This is a genomic window from Phocaeicola coprophilus DSM 18228 = JCM 13818 (genome assembly GCF_000157915.1).
Lineage (GTDB): Bacteria > Bacteroidota > Bacteroidia > Bacteroidales > Bacteroidaceae > Phocaeicola > Phocaeicola coprophilus.
On sequence record NZ_EQ973645.1, the window covers coordinates 62,050 to 80,941 of the forward strand.

An 18,892-nucleotide genomic window follows, 5' to 3' on the forward strand; every position below is an offset into this window, starting at 1 on the left:
ATCAAAAGCTATGATGAAAGTTATTTTTTTACTTTACCTCATTTTTTGCATCAGTTTTCCAATACATGGAAACACACACACCAGTGTCCCATTATTACCCCGGCCACAAAAAATAGAATATCACAAAGGAAAATATTTCTTTCACCTTAAAGATTCTTGCAAAATTCCTTCTGACAAATTATCAACGCAGCTAACAGATACCTTATCCGAAGTCCCTCTCAACCAACATGAGGCATATAAATTAGAAGTAACTCCAGAACATATTTATATCAAGGCTGTTACTCCAACCGGAATTTACCGAGCTATGCAAACATTAAGACAACTAATGATACACCAACAAAAAACGACCTCCATTCCCTGCTGTACCATTACTGACTGGCCAGCATTCCGGATTAGAGGATTCATGCAAGATGTCGGACGTACCTATATAACATTGGAAGAACTCAAAAAAGAAATCGATTTACTAAGTCAATTCAAGATCAATGTTTTTCATTGGCATTTAACAGAAAATCAAGCATGGAGATTAGAGAGTAAAATATATCCAGAATTAAATGCTCCAGAAAACATGACCCGAATGCCAGGAAAATTCTACACACTCCAAGAGGCTAAAGAATTGGTTGATTTCTGTAAAAAACGCCACGTAATGCTAATACCCGAGATAGATATGCCGGGACATAGTGAAGCCTTCAACCGGACATTTCAGACAGATATGCAAAGTGAAGAAGGAATGACAATTCTAAAGAAGCTAATAGATGAAGTTTGTACTACCTTCGATGTTCCTTATATACATATAGGAACTGACGAAGTAAAATTTACCAATCCTGAATTTGTTCCGGAAATGGTCAAATACATCCGGGACAAAGGGAAAAAAGTCATTTCCTGGAATCCAGGATGGAATTATCAGCCGGGAGAAATCGATATGACTCAATTATGGAGTTACCGGGGAAAAGCTCAACAGGGAATTCCCGCCATTGACTGCCGTTTTCACTACTTGAACCATTTTGACACATATGCAGATCTGGTAGCTCTTTATAATAGCCGAATTTACAACTGCGACCAAGGAAGCAAAGATATTGCAGGAAGCATTCTGGCAATATGGAACGATCGCTACATCTCCGATGAAAAACAAATCATAGCAGAAAACAATTTCTATGCTAATATGCTGGCATTAGCTGAACGTGCATGGCTCGGAGGAGGATCCTGTTACTTTGATGGTCCGCAAACATTACTCCGAACTGAGACCCCTGATAGCAATCAGGATTTTGCCGATTTCGAACGACGAATGCTATGGCATAAACATCATACATTTCAGAAAGAGCCTTTTCCCTATGTCCGGCAAAGCAACATTAAATGGAGAATTACTGATGCTTTTCCCAATCAAGGCGATCTGACAAAATCCTTTCCACCTGAACAATCAGAGGCCGAGTGCTATAAATATGAAGGAAAAACGTATCAAAGTTATACAGTCAATGGAGCTGGAATCTACTTAAGACATGTATGGGGATCCCTTGTACCCGGTTTTTATAAAAACCCACAAGAAAATCATACAGCTTATGCAACAACCTGGGTATATTCTCCAAAAGAACAGACAGCCGGACTTATACTAGAATTCCAAAACTATAGCCGATCGGAAAGTGACCTTCCACCCCAACAAGGAAAATGGGACTATAAGGAAAGTCGTGCCTGGCTAAACGGATCGGAACTATTGCCTCCGGTATGGAAGAATACTCACAAAGAACGTTCAAATGAAATTTCATTAGCGAACGAAAATTGTGTATCACGCCCACCTTTACAGGTATCTCTTCATAAAGGATGGAATAAACTTATGCTTAAACTGCCTGTCGGAAAGTTCCAGACACCTCAGGTCAGACTGGTCAAATGGATGTTCACAGCTGTTTTTGTCACACCAGATGGATCCGAAGCTCTAGATAATTTAATTTACTCATCTAATAACCCTCATTCTCAAACTGTTGACTTATGAATAAAAAACTCTTTGAAGTATATCTTGTTCTTCTGATAATACTATCAACACCTTTATACGCCAAATCCCCCATAAAAGTAGCATGCATCGGGAACAGCATTACATTCGGGACAGGTACCGAAAATCCGCAAACTGAATCCTACCCCGCACAATTACAGCAATTACTAGGCCACAATTATATAGTTGGGAACTTTGGAAAGCCGGGGGCTACCCTCCTCAAACGGGGACACCGCCCCTACACACTACAGCCGGAATATCAGAAAGCCATGAACTTTGCCGGTGACATAGCAGTCATTCATCTGGGTATCAATGATACAGATCCAAGAGACTGGCCCAATTACCGGGACGATTTTGTCAGAGATTACCTGAGTCTGATTGATTCCTGCCGGAAAGCGAATCCCAAAAGCCGTATTATGATCTGCCAGCTTACTCCGATTTCAAACCGGCATTTCCGATTTGAATCAGGTACACGTGACTGGCATGGAGAAATTCAACTGGCCATCGAAACAGTTTCCCGTGTAGCTGGGGTTCAGCTCATTAATCTTCATCAAGCCCTGTATGCCTATCCCAACATGTTTCCAGACGGACTTCATCCCAATCCGGAAGGAGCAAAGCTACTGGCACAAACGATTTATTCAGCCATTACAGGCGATTTTGGCGGGCTAAAACTTCCTCCTACTTTCACAGACTACATGGTACTGCAACGTGACTGTCCACTACCTATTCGGGGAACAGCCAATGCCGGAACTCCAATAAGCGTCTGCATCGGCCACCAGAAACAGACAACTATCACCGGAAATGACGGTAAATGGGAAGTAACACTCAATCCGCTTCAAACAGGAAACGACTACGAACTGAATATTTCTGCCGGCAAAGAAAAACGAACCTTCCGTCATGTGGCTGTCGGTGAAGTCTGGCTATGCTCCGGACAATCAAACATGGAATTTTTACTTTCACAAGCCACCACTGGAAAAGAAGACATTCCTCAAGCTAACCATCCAGACTTGCGCCTGTACAATATGAAGGGCAACTGGGCTACTGACAACCAGGCATGGCAGGAAAGTGCTCTCGATTCCGTAAATCATCTACTATATTATCGCACAGCTCAATGGGAGCCCTGTACCCCACAACAAGCTGCCAATTTTTCCGCAATTGCTTATTACTTCGGAAAAATGCTTCAAGATAGCCTGAACGTACCGGTCGGACTGATTTGCAATGCTGTAGGAGGATCTCCCACGGAAGCCTGGATAGACCGAAGCACACTGGAATATCAGTTTCCTTCTATCCTGAAAAATTGGACCCAGAATGATTTCATTCAGGAATGGGTACGTGGAAGAGCACTGACTAACATGCAAAAACGGACAGACAACCTACAGCGGCATCCCTATGAACCCTGTTATTTGTACGAAGCTGGTATCAGAACTTTAGAACAATACCCCATCAAAGGAGTCATCTGGTATCAAGGTGAATCGAATGCCCATAATATGGATGCACACAAAAAGCTATTCAGACTTTTGGTGGAAAGCTGGCGCAGGAACTGGCAATCACCAGAACTTCCCTTCTATTTTGTTCAGTTGTCAAGTCTCAATCGACCATCCTGGCCCTGGTTTCGGGACAGTCAAAGACAACTGATGCTACAGATTCCCCATACGGGGATGGTTGTTTCATCAGACAAAGGCGACTCACTGGATGTACATCCACGTGACAAACGTCCGGTTGGAGAAAGACTGGCACGATGGGCTTTGAATCAGGAATACGGATATCTTAATCTGATTCCCTCCGGCCCACTATTCAAAAGAGCCCACACCCAAAAGGATCAAGTGATTATAGAATTTAACTATGGAGAAGGATTACAATCCTCTGATGGGGAAAAGTTAGTTGGATTTGAAATAGCTGAAACAGAGGGGTTATACTATCCTGCAACAGCCGTTATCCAAGGAAATCAAATTATCCTTTATGCCAGACAAGTCAAAGAACCTCGCTTCATCCGCTATGGCTGGCAGCCATTCACCCGGGCCAATCTAATCAACCGGGACGAACTTCCAGCCTCTACATTCCGGGCAGAAATCTGTTTATAAACTTAAGAGGGTGCAGTTCACATACGTGATGCACCCTCTTAAGTTTATAAAATTGCATAAGTTCTCACACAATATTAGTACCAATAATACCGCCAAAAATAAAAGACAATGCATAAATAAAATCCGGAATAAGCAAAAATACCCAATAATAAAGTCATCAACAAACCGCGACAAAAAGTCTCTTTATAATAGACTTTATAATAATGTATTTTTTCTGATAACTTCCTGTCGGCTTACATTATATAGAACTTATCTTGTTTCAACGGCCTCTCAATGGAAAGCTTAGGCAAAGATAACTACAATAAAAGCGCCTATCTTTCATTGCTTCAAGATAGGCGCTTCTCTTTTTATGTATCCGTCTGAAGCTGCCCTGACGCAACTTCAGACAAAAGGATTTACTTGCAGTTTCCAGCGCAACGGGGTTTGATCTGCTTGAAGAAATCATTACCCTTGTTGTCTACCAGGATGAATGCCGGGAAGTCTTCCACTTCGATCTTCCAGATAGCTTCCATACCCAGTTCCGGATATTCAACACATTCAATGCTCTTGATGTTGTTCTGTGCCAGGATAGCAGCCGGACCACCGATAGAACCCAGATAGAAACCTCCATGCTTCTTACAAGCATCAGTTACAGCCTGGCTGCGGTTACCCTTCGCCAACATGATCATACTTCCTCCGTGGCTCTGGAACAGATCAACGTACGGGTCCATACGTCCGGCAGTAGTCGGGCCCATAGAACCGCAAGCCATTCCCTGCGGAGTCTTGGCAGGACCAGCGTAATAAATCGGATGATCCTTGATATACTGAGGCAGATCTTCACCACGATCCAGACGTTCTTTCAGTTTGGCGTGTGCAATGTCACGGCCTACGATAATAGTACCGTTCAGAGACAGACGGGTTGCTACCGGATATTTATCCAGTTCAGCCAGGATTTCCGGCATCGGACGGTTCAGGTCAATCTTCACTGCATTGCCTTCACCAGCCTGACGGAGTTCTTCCGGAATCAGTTCACCCGGATTTGAGTCCAGCTTTTCAATCCAGATACCGTCTTTATTGATCTTACAGCGAATGTTACGGTCAGCAGAGCAGGAAACACCCAGACCCACCGGACAAGAAGCACCGTGACGAGGCAAACGGATGATGCGTACATCGTGAGCATAATATTTACCACCGAACTGTGCACCCAGACCGATACGGTGAGCTTCTTCAAGAACCTGTTTTTCCAACTCTACATCGCGGAATGCACGACCGTATTCATTACCGGTAGTCGGCAGATTGTCATAGAAACGGGTAGAAGCCAGTTTCACGGTCAGCAGGTTCTTCTCAGCTGAAGTACCACCAATTACGAAAGCGATATGATAAGGAGGACAAGCTGCAGTACCCAGCGTCTTCATCTTTTCTACCAGGAACGGAACCAGTGTAGCCGGATTCAGGATTGCTTTGGTTTCCTGATACAGATATGTCTTGTTGGCAGAACCACCACCCTTTGTTACGCAAAGGAATTCATATTCCATACCCTGAGTTGCTTCGATATCGATCTGTGCAGGAAGGTTACAACGAGTGTTGACCTCTTCATACATGGTCAGCGGAGCGTTCTGAGAGTAACGCAGGTTTTCTTCGGTGTAAGTCTTGTAAACGCCCAGTGACAACGCTTCTTCATCGCAGTAACCGGTCCACACCTGCTGGCCTTTTTCACCGTGAATGATCGCAGTACCGGTATCCTGACAGAAAGGAAGAACGCCTTTAGCAGCCACTTCCGCATTGCGCAGGAAAGTCAGAGCCACATACTTATCGTTGTCGCTGGCTTCCGGATCGCTCAGGATCTTAGCAACCTGTTCGTTGTGAGAACGGCGCAACATGAAAGAAACATCGCGGAAAGCCGCATTAGCCATCGCAGTCAAACCTTCTTTTTCGATTTTCAGGATGGGTTTTCCTTCAAACTCGCTTACCGATACATAATCTTTTGTAAGCAAATAGTATTCAGTTGTATCCTTGCCATGTTCAAACATCGGCTGATACTTGAATTCGGGTGTTGCCATATTATTTTAAATTAATTGTTAGTTATTATGCAGACAAAGGTACAAAGTATTATCGAATTTTTTCCTTAATCAACGTGAAAAGTTTCACGGTCATTCATCCGAAGCACGAAGCAGATCTTTCTCAAGTACATCCACTCCGGGGAAGCCGACATAACGTCCCTGAAGCTTGCCGTCGTGACTGATAATGAGATAGCCCGGAATACCTGTAATACCGTATGACTGACACAGATATTTCCACTGCGCTTCCGAGAGACGGTAATGCACACCGTTCATCTTTTCCAGATCCTGTTTCCAGTTAGCCATCGGCGAAGAAGGTCCTGTCAGATAAATGAATACAATATCTTTGGATGCCAGCCGTTCTTTCAGCGGACGCATGGCCACCATGCTTCGCTTACAGGGGCCACACCACGTTGCCCAGAAGTCTATCAGCAAGGCTCTTCCCTTATGAGGCGCAATGATGCGGGGAAGGATATCGGCCCCTGTGACGGTTGTATCAAGTACGGCTACCACAGCTTCCTTCACCGATTCTGTCCGTGACAGTTCTGTACGGAGTATATTTTCCTTAGTCTGAAGATACTCTCTGAGCGGAGCCGTACGGAGAGAAGCCAGTACTTTCCGGTCACCAGCTTCCAGAGGAAGACGCTGTTGTATCCGTCCGCACATCGGCTGAATGGTCTGCACATCGGCTTTCACTGCTTCTGAAGCCAGACATTGTTCCCAGCTCCGGACATATTCCTCCCATGCTCCCTCAGCCTTGTGATGTCCGTGCCGGCCCAGCATAGCGGCCATCTGTCCGTCAACCGATTCCCCGAGGCCATCAAACCATGCCACCGGTTCTTTACCGATACGACGATGTTGCAGGCGGGATGCCGACATACTCAGTGCCGGAAGATGGATATAAACGGTCAGTTCCTCGCCCGGAAGCAAGAACAGGGGAAGTTCTGCCTGATTCACTTTCAGCCGTGCCTTACAGGCTTTCACCAGATCAAGTTCCACATGGAAAGACCCGTCCTGACGCACTTTCACCGGAAGTTGCCAGTCTTCCGGAAACAGGCTGTCATTATAGTTCAGACTCATGTTCATCAGCATGCGTGTATCATATCCCAGCACATAGCCATTGAGTTTCACAGGCCCCATCTTCAGTTGCGGATCGGGCAGCTGTTCCTCAACAGGTTCTTCTTCCTCCAGGAAAGTAGGTACGTATACATATGGATCAGTCTCAGTGAGCTGAATACCCCAGATATTCCAGCCCGACTCCATTTCCACGAAATCAACTTCATGGATTCCCGACGGTACGGGAGCAAACGAAAGTATGACCTCCAGACGGCCCGATTCGGGGATAACCTCCGGTTCAGTCAGGCCGTCAATAGATACCTTGTCTGCTTCACGCAAAGGGAAACGATACTGGGCGGTCTGCAAATAAGTCTTCGACGAAAGCACGGCAGGAGTTCCCGGCTGCCCATAAAACACCGCATCCACCTGAGTCTGTTCATCCGTCAGAGTGATCTTCCGGATTTCGATTTCCGAGGTGTTAGCCGTCACAAAAGCCGGACATTCCACTACTCGCTTGTGGCTGATTTCAGCCTGCAAGGAGAGACACAGCAGACAAGCCATGCAAATCATCCATAAACGTTTCATAGTCCTTCCAATTAGTTCAGCGTCATTCCGTCATTCTTCTTCGTAGTTCTGATAAAGGAAATCGTTGTAGGGATATTTCTGCACATGCAGTTCGCGTACCTTCTTATACAGAAGATCACGCAATTCTTCGATATTTGTCCGATTCCGGGCTGAGATGAAGATACAGTTATCATTCATCTTGGCCATCCATGTCTTCATCAGTTCTTCCAGTGTTATATTCTCTTTGGTCTTGGGAGTCAGATCATCTTCTGCCTTTTCCACATAGGTATAGGCATCAATCTTGTTGAACACGATCATGGTCGGTTTTCCTCCGGCTCCCAGATCCGTAATCGTCTTGTCCACCACCTGTATCTGTTCTTCAAAGTCGGGATGGGAAATATCGACTACATGCACCAGCAAGTCTGCCTCACGCACCTCATCCAAAGTCGACTTGAACGAATCCACCAGGTCAGTAGGAAGTTTGCGGATAAAACCTACGGTGTCTGACAACAGGAAAGGCAGGTTCTCAATAATCACCTTGCGTACGGTTGTATCCAGAGTGGCAAACAACTTATTTTCTGCAAAGACATCACTCTTGGCCATCAGATTCATCAGCGTGGATTTTCCGACGTTGGTATAACCGACCAAAGCAACACGAATCATACGTCCGCGGTTCTTACGCTGCGTAGACTTCTGGGTATCGATATCAGCCAGACGCTGTTTCAGCAAAGCCATACGGTTCAGGATGATACGGCGGTCCATTTCCAGCTGGGTTTCACCCGGACCACGCAGACCCACCGAACCTTTTCCACCGCCGGCACCAGAACCACCTCCCTGACGTTCCAGGTGAGTCCACAAGCGCTGCAAGCGGGGAAGCATGTACTTATATTGCGCCAGTTCCACCTGTGTCTTGGCATTGGCAGTCTGCGCACGCATGGCAAAGATGTCCAGAATCAGCGACGTACGGTCTAGGATCTTTACCTTCAGTTCATTTTCAATATTACGGATCTGCTTGGCCGACAATTCATCATCGAAAATGACCATACCGATTTCATTCTCTTCTTCCTCAGCCTGCTGCTGGAGATATTCTCTGATTTCCTGCAGTTTTCCTTTACCCACGTAAGTCACAGAATTAGGAGTATCCAGCTTCTGCGTGAAACGCTTCACCACCTCAGCTCCTGCCGTTTCAGCAAGAAACGCCAGTTCATCCAGATATTCATTGGTCTTACGTTCATTCTGGGTCTGAGTAACCAGTCCCACCAATACAGCCTTCTCGGTCTGTGCTTCTGATATAACAAATTCTTTCATTCGATAAGCTTCTATTTCTAAACATCGCAAATATACGGAAAATTTTCCATTGAAATCATCTTCGGAAAGATTATAGAAAAACGGCAAAGCGAAAGGGACATTCACCGGAGCCGAACGGGGAATCCGACAGCATTATGCAAAGGATCTGATGCCATCGGACGGACAATCTGAATGCATCGAGCGGACAATCTCCCGGAATCGTCTGCCCGATTCTGTGTGTTCCACCTAGTGGAACTTTTTGTTTCTCTAGGTGAAACTTTTGTTTTGTGCTGGTGAAACTCAAGTTTCATGCTGAGAAAATAGTGGAATCCTTTCGGGAAACAGGCAAGAACAAAGGGAGAAAGGAGGATGACTGAAAGGACGCCGCCCTATTTTCATCAAAAAGAATACCGGAGACCGAAGACAAAAAAAGCCCGGTCATTGTTATTCAATGACCGGGTTTCTTTATTCAGAGGCAAAAGGAAAAACCTTCTGCCTTTTCTGTTTCAATGTCTATTAATAAGCAGGGTTCTGAACCATGTTCGGGTTTGCATTCATTTCTGATGCAGGGATCAACGGAAGAGCCTTCTTCGAGTTGCGGTCGAAGCTCTTGGCTTCTTCTGTCAATACATCGTGCCATCCCTTGTCTGCATCTGAAGTGTAACGAACAATAGTTTCACCACGTCTCATTGCATCGAAGTAACGCTGTCCTTCACCAACGAGTTCCTTACGGCGTTCTGTATAGATACGATCCAGTGTAACGTTGGCAGCAGTAACCTGCTTGGAAGCATCTGTTGTACGGTTGCTGATAATGTCATTCAGCAAGCTGGCAGCCTTGTTAAGGTCACCTGCCTGGAATGCAGCTTCAGCAGCTGACAGATAAACTTCAGACAGACGCAATACCGGAACATCAGCATAACGAGGATCTCCAGCAACAGCCGGCATCTTGTTGATATATACTTTGTTTCCGGCATATACTGATTCAGGATCCAGCGGTTCAAGAAGGATGTTGTTTCTTACATCCTGAGGATCAGAAGTCAGCATATCAGAGAATGCCTTTGTAACAACAACATCACCATATCCGACACCTGCTACATCTGAGTACAGATAAGCGATACCTTCACGGTCTGTCCAGTCTGTTGTATCATCGATCACCAGTTCGAACAGGATTTCCTTAGCGTGAGAAGCACTGCCTTCAGACCATGCACTTGCATATTCGGAAGTGTTCCACAAAGAATAAGGAGCATTGTTGATGATGTCTTCAGCAACAGCCAGAGCATTGTTCCAGTCGCCCTTAGTCATATATACACGTACCTGCAAAGCTTTTGCAGCCCAAACGTTGATATAACCTTTGCTGTCTTCATCGTTCTGAGTCATCAGAGCGCCAGAAGAAATAGCTTCATTCAGGTCTTTTTCAATCGCTGCATAACATTCAGCAACAGTATTACGAGCCGGTTTTTCGCTGGCTTCAATAGGAGAAGTAACGATGGGCACACCCAATGATGCTCCCTGATCCATTGTATACGGTTTACCGTAAACACGAGTCAGATCGAACAAAGCCATTGCACGAAGTACTTTTGCTTCAGCAGTGTACTGTGCAATTTCAGCCTGTGCCTCCTCTGCATCTGTAAGTTTACCGCTTTCTGCCGCTTCAATCACACGGTTTGCACGTGCAATTACTACATACGGAGTCTGCCAGATAGAAGAAGAAGATCCGAAATCGTCAGCAGTAGAATAGTTCATATAATAGTAGAACTGAGCACGTCCACTACCACTGTTGAATTCATACTGGATATCTTCACCTCTAACGTCTCCGTATACAAACATCAGTCGGCCATAGTAATCAACCAGAGTGTTGTTTCCTTTTACTGCAGCATAAAGTCCTGTTCTCACATTAGCAAGGTCAGAGCTTGTCTGGATAGCTGTTTCCGCATCGATACCATCAGCCGGAGTCTGATCCAACCAGTTATTGACGCAAGATGACAGGCTGGCGGTCATTGCCACACCAAGCGTAGCTGTAAATATATGTCTAAATATTCTCATTTGTCTTAATTCTTAACGTTAAAAAGTCAATTCAATACCGAAAGTAAAGGTTCTCAGAGCCGGAGTTTCGAATGTACATACACCACTTACCGGCATTTCCGGATCTACGGTCAGTCCTTTAGACTTCCAGGTCAGCAGATTTGAACCAGAGAAGTAGATACGTGCATTGCTCATACCAATCTTGTTTGACCAGCTTTGAGGCATACGAACACCGAAGGTCAGGTTCTTCAAACGCAGATAGTCAGTAGACATCAACCAACGTGAAGACATGGACTGAGAATTGTTACCATACTGGAATACAGGCAATTTAGCTGAAGTATCGCCCGGGCCTGTCCACATATCTTCCAATGTGTAGTAAGCAGGAACAGCACCGTTATACAGGTAAGTACCACCATCGCTGTGCTGCCATGTAGCATAGTCAAATGCATCTCCACCCAGAGAGTAAGTGAAAGTGAAGCCCAGATCGAACCATTTCCATTTCAGGTTGTTGGTCAAACCACCTTCCACCTTCGCATCGTGTTTACCTACGATTGTCTTGTTAGCTTCAGAAACATTGGTTGTAGTCTGACGTGCATCAGCAGTACCGTCGTTCTTGTAGAACAATTCCTTACCAGTCTGCGGATCTACACCTGCGTATTCATACAGGTAGTAAGAATAGTAAGCTTCACCGATACGGTGGATCAGCGGTCCGGAAACGATTTCATTCTGTTCACCGTTCAAAGTAACCAGTTCGTTGGTGTTATGACCGATGTTCAAAGAAGTAGTCCATGAGAAATCATCAGTCTGGAAGTTTGTAGTCTGGATAGTTACTTCCACACCACTGTTCTTCAAAGCACCTACGTTCACCGGCATATAGTAACCATAGCTTGAATCATAGTAACCACCTACCTGAGAAACCGGAAGGTCGTAGATCAAGTCGCTGGTCTTGCGCTGATAGTAATCGAATGTCAAAGCGAAACGGTTCAGGAAAGTCAAGTCCAATCCGACGTTGAAAGTCTTGTTCTTTTCCCATTTCAGATCAGGATTAGCAATACCGATAATACCCATACCTGAAATGCCGTTATACTTCTGTCCGTATTTGTACAGGTTCATATAACCATAGTATACAGAAGGCTGAGTACCGTTCACACCATAAGACAAACGCAGTTTACCGTCAGTCAGAACTTCTTTGGTTGATTCCATGAAGTTTTCATGAGTAAATCTCCATGCACCAGATACAGACCAGAAGCTACCCCAACGATTGTCTCTAGCCAGACGGGAGCTACCATCTGTACGATAGCTTGCGCTCAGATAATACTTACCTCCGAAATCATAGTTCACACGACCCAGGAAAGAAGTCAGACGATAAGACTGAATGTTACTATCTGCTGAAGTAGAACCAGCATTAGTGAATTCATACAAATCACCCGGATAATCCTGTCCTGAAAGGTAGTTGTATGCATATTTGTTATCTTCTGTTTCAAAGCCAAGCAATGCATCAATGTTGTGTTCACCGAAAGCCTTGTTGTAAGTCAACTGAGTCTGAGTGTTCAACTGTTCATTCTTGCTGATGATACGCTGCATAACGCCACCAGGACCACCATTGTTAGAATATCTATCCCACAATACGTCGTTGGTATTGGTCATGTAGTCGTAAGAAATCTTTTCACTCAAGTTCAAGTTATCCCAAATATTATAGGTAGCCTTAACTGTATTGAATGCCTTGATGATAGTAGCACGGTCAGAGCTGTGCTGGAATTCATACAAGGGGTTTACACCAAACATACCACAACCATTATTCAATGAACCATCTTCATTGTACGGAGTAGAAGAAGGACTCTGGAAGAATGCATAGTTGGCAACAGCACCATCGTAAGAAGTACCTTCGTTTGTTTTCTTCTGAATCATCTTAGAGAACTGGCTTGTTACCTGAACGGTCAGTCTCTTGAAAGTATGAGTCAAATTTGCATTTCCAGTGAAACGTTCCAGACCCTGGTTCTGAATGATACCATCCTGCTTAGTATAAGACAAAGATGAGTAGAACTGAGTGTTCTGTCCACCACCTGATACGCTTACCTGATAGTTCTGGTGACCACCAGTCTTGAACAATTCATCTTTCCAGTCAGTCCAGCCGTTAGCAGGTTTCGCAGCAAAAGAATCAATGTTTGAATCTGCAAATGCAGCAGCTTCTGCTTCAGAAGCACCCTGACCATACAAGCCGTAATTCTTCAAACCTGTCCACAACAGTTCGCGACGTTCGTCACCGCTCAACTGCGGACGATAGTTGATAGCCATGTTTGAGAAACCCCAGTCGCTACGGAAGTTTACTTTCGTCTTACCCTGGCTACCACTCTTTGTAGTAATAACGATCACACCGTTAGCAGCACGCGAACCGTAGAGTGAAGCAGCTGCGGCATCCTTAATTACGGTGATAGATTCGATATCGTTGGTATTCAAAGTAGCCAAAATGTTTGTACCAGCATCACTGTAAGTGAACTCGCTGACGTTACCACTGGTTACCGGAGTACCGTCAATGACGTAAAGGGGATCATTACCTGCATTGATAGAACCCATACCACGGATTCGGATGCTGCTTACAGCACCCGGGTTACTGGAAGACGAGCTGAGTGATACACCCGGTACGCTACCAGACAATTTTTCTTCAACTGAGATTACAGGCACATTTTCCAAGTTACCAGTATTTACAGTTGAAGCGGCACCTGTAAACGACGCTTTCTTAAAATTACCATAACCAGTTACCACTACTTCATCAAGTATTTCTGAATCGGGATGAAGTACTACGACAACATGAGGCTTAACAGCCACTTCCTGCTGTTTCATTCCAACGAATGAAATAAGCAAAGTTTCCGCCGAACTTGGCACATTAGGCAATGTAAACTTTCCATCCAGGTCAGTAACGGTACCGATTGTAGTACCCTTAACCATGATAGATGCGCCTACTACAGGTAACCCGTCTTCTTCTGAAGTGACAACACCTGTCACCTTCGAAGTTTGAGCGTTTACCAGACCGATACCTATCAACAGGCAGGTCAATAACAGCATCAATTTTCTTCTCATAAAAATCTCTCTTAAAGTTTAACCTTACATTAATAAAAATTCATTCACTCTAACAAAACGCAAAATTAGTAATAAAAAGCGAAGAAGTACTATTTTTCTAGTATTTTCTGCCACAAAACGTGCTTTTTAACACTTTTAGATGAGAAAATGATGTATAAATACAACTTTTATACACCTATTGAATGCATTTATGTCAGATTATTTAAGTAAACATACTCTAACAGGCAACAAAAGAATATAAAAAGCAAGATTCAAACGAGTCCTGAAGAAAAGAGGCATATTTTGTGATAGTTCATCAATAAAACATGAAATATAGAAAGTTTTATTAACTACAAAGCCCTATGAAGAAGATTAATTACCGTTTAGTTTACAATCGTAAAAAGAGTTTAAATAACGAAGGAAAAGCTCTGGTGCAAGTAGAGGCTTATCTGGAAAGCAAAAAGATCTATTTTTCCACACACATCTATCTTTACCCGGAACAATGGGACACCAGACATGCAATTATCATCAAACATCCGCAGGAGGAAGAACTGAACCGGATGTTACAAGAATTTATGCTCAAACTGCAATGGAAAGAACTGAAAGCATGGAAAGAAGGGAAAGACATATCTTTATCCTTATTGAAGGACACACCCTCACACTACAAACATCACCCTGCTGATTTTTTTGACTTTGGTGAACATTGGGTAGAAAATTCTTCCCGAAAAGAAAGTACCAAACACAATTTACAGACAACCCTCGCCTTATTGAAAGATTTTAAAAGATCACTTACCTTTGAAGATTTCACATACAGTTTTCTCCAAGAATTTGAAACTTACTTACGGAAACGACAATATACAATTAATACAATAGCCAAACACATGAAACACCTCAAAACCTTCATCAACGAAGCTATCAATCAAGATTTAATGGACAGCAGCAATTATCCTTTTCGTAAATACAAGATAAAAATGACAGAAAGCAAGCATACATTCCTCCGGCCTGAAGAGATTTCTTCTCTGGAAAACTTAAAATTACCCCTGAGATGGAGCCATCTGCAACATACTTTAGACGCGTTTTTATTTTGTTGTTATACAGGTTTAAGATATTCTGACTTTACACATCTTTCATCAGACAATCTGATGAAAGATCAAAAACAGATCTGGCTGGTCTTTACTTCTGTGAAAACAGGAGTAGAAACACGATTACCTTTACGCCTGCTCTTTCAGGGAAAGGCTCTGCTTTTATTGAACAAATACAGAAAGGATCTTGAATTCTTTTTCAGACTGAAAAAGAATTCTCTGGTCAATAAAGAATTGATCCGGATAGGAAAACTGGCACAAATCACCCAACATTTTTCTTTCCATTCTGCCAGACACACCAATGCGAGCCTGTTGATTTACCAAGGAGCCCAGATAACAACAGTACAGAAACTTTTAGGCCATCGAAGCATTAAAACGACACAAGGTTACAGCAATATCTTTTCTGACACAATTATTAAAGACCTGAAGCGATGCTGTTCGCATGAAAAAACGACCAAATGAAAGATGGTGTCCGCTATATATAATATAATAAGGTGTAACTTTTTCTGCTCGCAGCTGAAGAACCCGGTAAACAAGACACTACCAGATAGAGATTTTTATCCCTGTACTCTTTGGCTCAATTCTCCGCTAGAGAACGAAAAAGAGTACAGGAATAAAACGGCTCCAGATTTAGTGATCAATAGCAAGACTTCTGTTTTCGGACAGTTTTCAAGTAGAAACAGAGGAACAGTTATAGCAAAGGATACCACATTATAACTGGCAAACAACGCGTCCAGACAATGAGAAATTCCATTTTATACAAAAAATATAGTTCGGCGGAAACTTTAGTCATTTCATTCGTAGGAATGAAACAACAGGAAGTATCTGTCAAACCTCATGTAATCGTGGTGCTTCATCCCGATGCTGAAGTTCTTGATGAAGTAATGGTGGTAGCCTATGGTACAGCTAAAAAGTCATCATTTACAGGATCTGCATCCAACATCGACAACAAGAAACTGGAACTTCGACCGATCACAAACGTGTCCAAAGGACTTGAAGGACAGACAACAGGTTTGCTGACAACATCCGGATCCGGCCAACCTGGTGAATCCTCTAAAATTGTCATCCGTGGATATGGTTCCATCAATGCATCACAAAATCCGCTGTACGTAGTGGACGGAATTCCTTATGACGGTGATCTGTCATCTATCAATCCGGCCGACATCGAGTCTATGACCGTATTGAAAGATGCCTCTGCAGGAGCATTGTATGGTGCACGTGGTGCCAATGGTGTTGTCATGATCAATACCAAACGTGGTAAAGAAGGTAAGACTTCTGTAACCTGGCGTTCCACTGTCGGATGGTCTTCAAGAGCTATTCCGGAATACGATATGGTAAATCAGAAAGATTTCGTGCAGCTTACTTATGAAGCTCTCCGTAACGGATATGTATTTACAAGCGGATACAACTGGGCTGATGCTGAAGCTCAGGCACGTGCCGACCTCAGCTCTACTTTGGGTGGCGAACTCTATAATCCGTTTAAGAACTACACATGGGATAATATTATTGATCCCGCAACAGGTCAAGTTCGTGCCGATGCTACATCTGCATGGAACGAAAGATGGATGGATGCTCTGCTCAACAACAATGCATTCCGTCACGAACATCAGTTAGGCTTGAATGGTGGTACAGAGAAGACCAAATATATGTTCTCTTTAGGCTACCTGAACGAAGATGGTATCCTGACCACAACCGGATTCCAGCGTTACAATGCACGTGCGAATGTAAACAGTCAGGTTACAGACTGGTTCAATGCATTTGTCAACACCTCTTTGTCTCACTCTGTTCAAAACTACAGTGACTATACAGGTGCTTCTACATCCAATGTATGGTATTCATCACAATTCGTATCCCCTCTGTTCCCATTGTACGTGAAGGATGCAGAAGGAAACAATGTATTGGATGAAAACGGAAATCCACAACTGGACTATGGAGAAAACGGTCGTCCGGGAAGTTACAACGATTATAACCCATTAGGAGGACTGGTCGACGATAAGGCTGAAATCAAAAACGACGTAGCCAGCATGCGTACAGGATTGACATTCGGTTCGGACAAAGACAGCTATGGAGTTCTCAAAGGCTTGAAATTCGCTGTAAACTTTGGTCTTGACTACCGCAGCCAGTCAAGCATGTCTTATATGAATATGTATCATGGAAACCAGGCAGCAGCTGGAGGTTTGCTTATCAAAGACAACAGCCGCATGCAAAGTTATACATTCAACCAGCTTTTGACCTGGAACCGCAACTTCGGTCTGCACGGATTTGATGTCATGCTGGGACATGAATTTTATGCATACAAATATGAATATCTGCAAGCAGGAAAGACCAACCTTGTTGATGGAATTTTGGAACTTCGCCCGGGTACAACATTGTATGCAGCCGATTCTTTCACCCACAACTACCGCATTGAATCATGGATGGGACGTTTCAACTATGATTTTGATGAAAAATATTATTTCTCTGCTTCCGTACGTCGTGATGGATCTTCACGTTTCTATAAGGACAACCGCTGGGGAACCTTCTGGTCAGTCGGAGGTAACTGGCGTATCTCTAAAGAAGCATTCCTTCAGGATGTAAAATGGATCAACAACCTTTCTGTCAAGCTCAGCTACGGTCAGCAGGGTAACGACAATATTCTGAATTCACTGGGAACAAGCGACTATTACTTGTGGCAAAGTTTGTATAGCCTTGAGTGGGCCAATGCAAACCAGATCGGTGGTTTCATCTCAACACTGGAAAACAAAAATGTTACCTGGGAAAAGAGCGGCAACATGAATGTCGGTGTCGAAGCACAATTATTTGACAATCGTGTAGCAATCAACGCTGAATATTATAACAAGAAAACCGTAGACATGCTGTTGTCTTACCCGATGGCAACATCTACCGGATTCAACGGTTATAATGCCAACGTCGGCAACATGCGTAACAGCGGTTTTGAACTTGAACTGAGAGTCTCTCCTGTCCGTACAGATGATTTCAACTGGGATATTACCTGGATGGGATCTACGGTTAAGAATAAAGTCCTGAAACTGACTGGAGAATCCGATGAAATCATCAGCGGTGTATTCAGTATCAAAGAAGGCATGCCGGTCAATACATTCTATATGGCCAAGTCTGCGGGAGTTGATCCTGCTACGGGAGCACAGCTTTACTGGGTATATGATACCGACGAAAACGGCAACCGTATCAATGAACGTATCAGCAGTGACTATGAAAAGGCCGCTACCAGCAAATACTATTTAGGAAGCCGTATTCCTGACCTGTATGGTAGTTTGGGAACAAGCCTGTCATGGAAAGGTCTCGACCTCTCTATCCTGACCACTTACTCTATCGGAGGAAAAGTTTATGATAGCCTTTATGCTGGTTCAATGAACAATACGTACTTCAACAACGCATGGAACACTCACGAATTACGCCGCTGGCAGAAGCCGGGAGATATCACGGATGTTCCCCGTGTAGAAGTTGGTGGTACGTACACAACAACTGACCGTTTCCTGATTGATGCGTCTTATTTCACCATCAAGAACATTACGTTGGGCTACAACCTGCCGAAAGCATGGATGAACAAAGCGCACCTGAACTCCGTACGTGTATTTGGTTCTGTTGATAACCTCGCTATATTCAGCCATTTGAAAGGTATGGATCCACAATACAACTTTGCAGGAGAAACAAACTACAGCTACTCACCCAACAAGACATTCTCATTTGGAGTTGAAGTTAATTTCTAAT

At 43.9% G+C, this 18,892-nt stretch carries 9 protein-coding genes; 4 read left to right on the forward strand and 5 right to left on the reverse strand.

Annotated elements, in window-relative coordinates; translation table 11 throughout:
- Positions 1 to 13 precede the first annotated feature (13 nt).
- The gene (locus BACCOPRO_RS11700) at positions 14 to 1,981 is read left to right on the forward strand and encodes a family 20 glycosylhydrolase (protein ID WP_081446938.1); all 1,968 of its coding nucleotides are present in this window, start codon (positions 14 to 16) and stop codon (positions 1,979 to 1,981) included.
- Positions 1,978 to 4,059: a GDSL-type esterase/lipase family protein gene (locus BACCOPRO_RS11705; RefSeq protein WP_008143906.1), complete on the forward strand. Its 2,082-nt coding sequence runs from the start codon at positions 1,978 to 1,980 to the stop codon at positions 4,057 to 4,059. The genes BACCOPRO_RS11700 and BACCOPRO_RS11705 overlap by 4 nt, the downstream gene beginning before the upstream one ends.
- A gap of 395 nt (positions 4,060 to 4,454) precedes the next feature.
- On the opposite strand, the gene BACCOPRO_RS11710 is transcribed toward BACCOPRO_RS11705, so the two are convergent.
- The 5 genes from BACCOPRO_RS11710 to BACCOPRO_RS11730 form a co-directional block, all read right to left on the reverse strand.
- Positions 4,455 to 6,098, reverse strand: a complete 1,644-nt coding sequence (locus BACCOPRO_RS11710; protein WP_008143908.1) for a fumarate hydratase — start codon at positions 6,096 to 6,098, stop codon at positions 4,455 to 4,457.
- A 90-nt stretch (positions 6,099 to 6,188) separates the two neighbouring features.
- Positions 6,189 to 7,736 (reverse strand): TlpA family protein disulfide reductase, encoded by a 1,548-nt coding sequence (locus BACCOPRO_RS11715; RefSeq protein WP_008143910.1) that lies wholly within the window; start codon positions 7,734 to 7,736, stop codon positions 6,189 to 6,191.
- Between the two features lie 30 nt (positions 7,737 to 7,766).
- The gene (hflX, locus tag BACCOPRO_RS11720; RefSeq protein WP_008143911.1) at positions 7,767 to 9,023 is read right to left on the reverse strand and encodes a GTPase HflX; all 1,257 of its coding nucleotides are present in this window, start codon (positions 9,021 to 9,023) and stop codon (positions 7,767 to 7,769) included.
- 495 nt (positions 9,024 to 9,518) lie between these two features.
- The gene (locus tag BACCOPRO_RS11725) at positions 9,519 to 11,045 is read right to left on the reverse strand and encodes a RagB/SusD family nutrient uptake outer membrane protein (RefSeq protein WP_008143917.1); all 1,527 of its coding nucleotides are present in this window, start codon (positions 11,043 to 11,045) and stop codon (positions 9,519 to 9,521) included.
- 18 nt (positions 11,046 to 11,063) lie between these two features.
- On the reverse strand, positions 11,064 to 14,102 hold the full coding sequence (locus BACCOPRO_RS11730; protein ID WP_008143921.1) for a SusC/RagA family TonB-linked outer membrane protein: 3,039 nt from the start codon (positions 14,100 to 14,102) through the stop codon (positions 11,064 to 11,066).
- Positions 14,103 to 14,443: 341 nt separating this feature from the next.
- Here BACCOPRO_RS11730 and BACCOPRO_RS11735 point away from each other — a divergent pair, with 341 nt between their 5' ends.
- Both BACCOPRO_RS11735 and BACCOPRO_RS11745 read left to right on the forward strand, forming a co-directional pair.
- On the forward strand, positions 14,444 to 15,625 hold the full coding sequence (locus BACCOPRO_RS11735) for a site-specific integrase (RefSeq protein WP_008143922.1): 1,182 nt from the start codon (positions 14,444 to 14,446) through the stop codon (positions 15,623 to 15,625).
- Positions 15,626 to 15,903: 278 nt separating this feature from the next.
- Positions 15,904 to 18,891, forward strand: a complete 2,988-nt coding sequence (locus BACCOPRO_RS11745; protein ID WP_008143924.1) for a SusC/RagA family TonB-linked outer membrane protein — start codon at positions 15,904 to 15,906, stop codon at positions 18,889 to 18,891.
- Position 18,892: the final 1 nt, after the last annotated feature.